Consider the following 4,785-nt stretch of genomic DNA (forward strand, 5'->3'; position numbering starts at 1 on the left):
CCGGCCCAGGCCGCCCCAAGGGCCGCACCTCCACACCCGCACCCCGCCACCCAGTCGGCAAGAAACAGCGCAAAACGGATATGCCTAGACACGGCGGGGCCGAGCAGCAGCCTTAAAGATCAAGCTCAGGGCTGTCCCGTAATCCCTGGCGGGCGCACGACGACAGCTACGGCACCTCGCTGTGTTGTCGGAATGCCCGAATACGCCCAGTATGAGGACGCTCCTCCGCCTTGCGATGCACCGCATCTGACGCCGCGCGCTGATCCACCAGGGATTACGGGATAGCCCTTAGTTGGCCCCCTAGCGGTTGAGCTGGCCCGTCTGAGTGCCTGGGTTGGTCCGCAGGGGAGCGGCCGTCCCGTCTACCTGCTAAGAAGTCATCTCATTTGGAGGTGTAGGTAGTCTGGTGGGGTGTTGATGGTGGAGCGGTTGGTGCCGGACGGGTTGTGGGAGTTGTTCCAGCGGGTGGTGCCAGAGGCGCCGACGCGTCCGCAGGGTGGCGGCCGGCGTCGTCATGGTGACCGTGAGGTGCTGGCGGCGATCATCTTCGTGGCGACGACGGGGTGTACGTGGTCGCAGGTCCCGCCGGTGTTCGGGCCTTCCGGGGCGACGGCTCACCGCCGGTTCATGGAGTGGAGCCGGCTGCGGGTGTGGGCGAAGCTATACCGCCTGGTGCTGGACGAACTCGGCGCCAGGGGCGAGCTGGACTGGTCGCGGTGCGCGATCGACTCGGTGAACATGCGGGCTCTGAAAAAGGGGACCTGACAGGTCCGAATCCTGTAGACCGGGGCAAGTACGGGTCGAAGATCCACTTGATCACCGAACGGTCCGGACTGCCGCTTTCGATCGGAATCTCCGGCGCGAACCTCCACGACAGTCAGGCACTTGAACCGCTCGTGCGAGGCATACCGCCCATTCGCTCGCGTCGCGGTCCGCGCCGCAGGCGGCCGGCCAAGCTCCACGCCGACAAGGCCTACGACAGCCGCCGCCTGCGGCAATGGCTCCGCAGCCGGCGCATCACTCCGCGGATCGCCCGCAAGGGCGTCGAAGACGGGCAACGCCTCGGACGCCACCGCTGGACCATTGAACGCACCATGGCCTGGCTCGCCAGCTGCCGCAGACTCCACCGCCGCTACGAATGCAAAGCCATCCACTTCCTCGCCTTCGCCAGCATCGCCTGCACTCTCATCTGCTACCGCAGACTCGCCAAATGAGATGATCTCTAAGGCGTCGCACAATGCCGAGCAGAAGGCAGCGTGGGCAGGCTGTGCTGGGCGCGCTGCTCGTGCGCGGCGGCCCGCGCGGTTCGCGGTGTCACAGCCGTGCCACTTTCCGGCAGGCCGCTACGAATGGGCCACGACCTCGCCGGCCGTGACCTGGGGAGGGCTGGGGAGCAGGGAGGCGAGGCGGTCCCGTACGAAATCCGCCGCCCTATCGGTCGACTCCTCGGCGCCGGCCGGGTCCTGGAAGACACTCGTCGAGACCATCACCCCGCCCCCGGCATCGACCCAGTAATAGGCCACGAAACCTTGGACCTGGCGGAGGAGCGGCACGAACCCCTCGTTCACCTGGCGTCCCGCCTCGGCAGGATCGGTCACCCCTTCGTACCGCCGAACCACTGCATACATGCTGATCTCCTGACCGGATCGCTGGGCCGTCTTCTGCGGAGACGGTGTACCCGCCGCAGGACGTGCGGCGCGTGCGAGACGTGCCGCAATCACTGGAAGGGCCCTCATCGGTGATCCGAACGGCGGCTTCCGGCACTGCTCCGGTGCCCGCTCCGCCGAACGACGGCCGCACGCCGGCATGCGGCCGCATGCGATACAGGGCCTGTGGCGGGACGTGTTCACGGATTGGTTCCCGTCGAACCCGTACCGCAGCCGCCCCGGCCACCGGTTCGCCGGACAGGACCGAAGCGGACGCCGAACTGCTCGTGCCTTGCGTGAACCCTTACGGCTGGTCACCCAACGCCTCGGAGGAAGACGGCTGGTGGGACTTCGAGTCCGCCTGCTGTCACAGCAGAACGGCACGCTGGCGGGCGGCAGCCAGCCATGAGAACAGCCGGAGCGAGCACTCAGCACTCATTCGTGCTCAGCGCGCCGTCGGTGAGGACGGTCAGGACCGCCGCGGCGATGGCCGCCAGGACTTTGAAGCCCAGCACTTCCAATCCCAGGCAATCATGAACGCCGCCTGAAGGCACACCAACCGGCCGCTCGGAAAGTCGGGACAGCTCACCCCGCCTGTGTAGTTGTAAAACCGCTCGAAGTTGCCTGGCTGCAGTTGGCCGCCGGGCCAGCTGTCCTGCACGACCTTCCGCACCTGCGGCGTCCGGTTGTCGAATCCATGCACAGGGGCCAGCGGCAGGCCAAGCCCCCTCTTCCCCGGCAAGTCCGTTCGACGAGTGCCAGCACGGCCGGGCTGGATGGTTCGACGTTGTCCCATCCGGCCCGGTCATTGCTGACGCTGACAGCTACTGCTTTACGCCGACGCGATCGGGTAGTGAAGTTCGAACATCGAGCGGTGCGCGTTGATGAACTCCTCGACCGTCATCAGCGGCTGACCGATGATCCGCGTTCCGGTGCTGTCAGTACCGGCCAGCAGACCTTGGGCATGCGCAAGCACTTCGAAGCCGTCACTATCGACCAGCAGGGTGGTAGGTGACCAGCTCGTCGTCCAGGCCGTCCTTCTCTGCCTTCCGTTCCTGGGCCTCCTCCCAGGCGTCGATCCTGGCGCCGAGTCGGCCCGGGAGCGAACCGGCGTACGGGTAGGTGACGACCTGCTCGGGGTGAAGCACGCATGGCTCGGCGACCGAGCCCTCGAAGCCGACCAGCGTCGGCTGCGGCGGAGCGTGCCAGCGGCACGGCGACCTGCTCGGAACGGCGCCAGCGTACGTGCAGGGCCAGGCCGTAGCGGCTCGGGCCATGTGCCTCGAACGGGCACCAGAGCACCTGGAGCAAATCGCAGCCGTCCGGGCCCGGCCTGAGGCCGGGCACGTCCCGCCGGTACAGCTGGACCAGGCCGATCAGCGGGATCGGATCGGTGTCGGCGACGTCCGGGACGCGATGCCTGCGGCCGAGCTCCGTTGATGCGTCGATAGTAGCTGGCGAGGCTTTCGAGGATCTGGTCGGCGATCTTGTGCCATCCGTAGGGCCAGGGGTTGGTGTGACGCGTGCGCAACTCGCCGACGCCGAATAGAGGTTTATCGCGACGTTCCTGCCGGTCGGCAGGTTCGGTCCTACCCCGCGGGATGGGACTTGGGTGCCGCCAGCTGCCCCCGCTAGAGCTAGTGGGAACCCTCCAAGCCCGGCTAGACATCGTTGTGCCGGTCAAGATCACCGTGTTCATCCGCACGGCCGCAGACTTGCAGGACGGGGTGGCCGAGGCGGCCGCCGCGTCCTTGTCCGTGACGACACCTGGGACACCACACCGTGAGCGAACGCGTCATTGCGCCCAAGAGCCGGGGCTTCCTGTTCCTCGACTCCCATCCTGGCGGCTGCCGACAGCTGGTGGACGAGATGTGGCAGGCCGTCCCCGCCCCGGTCACCGCCGAGGGCGAAGGGCCGGTGGCTCTGGTCATCGGCTCGTCCGCCGGGTATGGCCTGGCCGCTACGATCGCGGGCCTGGCCCGTGTCGGTATCCGTGGCATCGGCGTGTGCTTCGAGAAGGCGCCCGCGCGGCGCACCGGCACGGCCGGCTGGTATCGCACCGCCGCCACCGCCCGGCTCGCCCAACAGCACGGGCGGGACATGGTCTTCCTCAATGGCGATGCGTTCAGCGACACAGTGAAGGAGCAGGTTGCCGACCTCCTCGCCGAGCGGTTTGGGGGACGACTCGACTTCCTGATCTACTCGGTGGCCGCGCCTCGCCGCACCGACCCGGACACCGGCAACGTGTATGCCTCGGTCCTCAAGCCGATCGGCTCGCCGTACACCACCAAGACGCTCGTCTTCGACGAGTACGGTGCCCCGGAGGTGAAGGAGGTCACCACCGCGCCGGCCGAGGGCGACGACATCGAGCAGACCGTGGCGGTGATGGGCGGCACCGACTGGGAACGGTGGATCACGTTCCTGGCCGACCGGTCCCTGCTCGCCGACGGCTTCGCCACCGCCGCCCTGTCCTACATCGGCTCGCCGCTCACCGCGGCGATCTACCGGCAGGGCACCATCGGCGCCGCAAAGTCCCATCTGGAAGCCACCGCACGCACGTTGGACGAGCGCCTCGGCAAGACCCTGGGCGGCCGGGCCGTGACCTCGGTCAACGCTGCTGCCGTCACCCAGTCCTCCACCGCCATCCCCGGCATCGCCCTGTACGTCGGGCTGCTGCGCGGCGTGCTCGGCGACGCCATGGTGGCCCCGATCGGTCAACTGGTGGAGCTGTGGGTCCAGCTGATCGGCGCCCGCCCCCTCGACCTCGACGACGAGGGCCGGGTCCGCCTCGACACCTGGGAACTCGACCCCGCCGTGCAGAACGCCGTCGCCGAACGCTGGAGCACCGCCACCAGCGACACCATCACCGAACTCGCCGACCTCGACTGGTTCAGCGACGAAGTCCGCCGCCTCTACGGCTTCTCTGTCCCCGGCGTCGACTACACCGCCGCCGTCGAAACCGACGTCCCCTGGCCCACTCTCACCATCTGACCCGCGCCATGAACGCCCCCGATCGCGTCGTAAAGCGAGGTCGCAGCGCCAGTTCTAGTGTCCTGCGTCGTAGATTCGTTGAGTAAGTAGACTGTCTTCATGGCGAAGATGGGGCGGCCGATGGCCGAGCTGGCGTTGACCGATGACG

5 protein-coding genes and 1 pseudogene are annotated in these 4,785 nt (G+C 67.8%); 3 read left to right on the forward strand and 3 right to left on the reverse strand.

Annotated elements, in window-relative coordinates; translation table 11 throughout:
* Positions 1 to 417 precede the first annotated feature (417 nt).
* Positions 418 to 1,214 (forward strand): IS5 family transposase gene (locus tag ABZV38_RS39605; protein ID WP_356333727.1). Its coding sequence is split into 2 segments (ribosomal slippage): positions 418 to 754 and positions 754 to 1,214, totalling 798 coding nucleotides; the frame shifts between segments, so codons are not numbered across the junction.
* 129 nt (positions 1,215 to 1,343) lie between these two features.
* Here ABZV38_RS39605 and ABZV38_RS39610 read toward each other — a convergent pair.
* On the reverse strand, positions 1,344 to 1,628 hold the full coding sequence (locus ABZV38_RS39610) for a hypothetical protein (protein WP_356333719.1): 285 nt from the start codon (positions 1,626 to 1,628) through the stop codon (positions 1,344 to 1,346).
* A gap of 172 nt (positions 1,629 to 1,800) precedes the next feature.
* Between ABZV38_RS39610 and ABZV38_RS39615 the strand changes: the two are divergent.
* Positions 1,801 to 1,890: pseudogene (locus ABZV38_RS39615) on the forward strand (AraC family transcriptional regulator); the annotation flags it as partial.
* Between the two features lie 588 nt (positions 1,891 to 2,478).
* On the opposite strand, the gene ABZV38_RS39620 reads toward ABZV38_RS39615, so the two are convergent.
* Entirely contained in the window at positions 2,479 to 2,622 is a 144-nt protein-coding gene (locus ABZV38_RS39620) for a hypothetical protein (RefSeq protein ID WP_356333721.1), read from the reverse strand.
* Positions 2,623 to 2,635: 13 nt separating this feature from the next.
* Positions 2,636 to 2,923: a hypothetical protein gene (locus ABZV38_RS39625; RefSeq protein WP_356333723.1), complete on the reverse strand. Its 288-nt coding sequence runs from the start codon at positions 2,921 to 2,923 to the stop codon at positions 2,636 to 2,638.
* A 505-nt stretch (positions 2,924 to 3,428) separates the two neighbouring features.
* Here ABZV38_RS39625 and fabV point away from each other — a divergent pair.
* Positions 3,429 to 4,637 carry an enoyl-[acyl-carrier-protein] reductase FabV gene (fabV, locus tag ABZV38_RS39630; RefSeq protein WP_356333725.1) on the forward strand — a complete coding sequence of 403 codons (1,209 nt, stop codon included), beginning with the start codon at positions 3,429 to 3,431 and terminating at the stop codon, positions 4,635 to 4,637.
* The last annotated feature ends 148 nt before the right edge of the window (positions 4,638 to 4,785 follow it).

It is taken from the genome of Streptomyces sp. NPDC005181, from assembly GCF_040608395.1.
Taxonomy (GTDB): Bacteria; Actinomycetota; Actinomycetes; order Streptomycetales; family Streptomycetaceae; genus Streptomyces.

Bases quoted from the DNA above. Each gene is read 5' to 3' on its own strand.
- ABZV38_RS39610 (WP_356333719.1), bottom strand. From the start codon at position 1,628: ATGTATGCAGTGGTTCGGCGGTACGAAGGGGTGACCGATCCTGCCGAG.
- ABZV38_RS39625 (WP_356333723.1), bottom strand. From the start codon at position 2,923: ATGGCCCGAGCCGCTACGGCCTGGCCCTGCACGTACGCTGGCGCCGTT.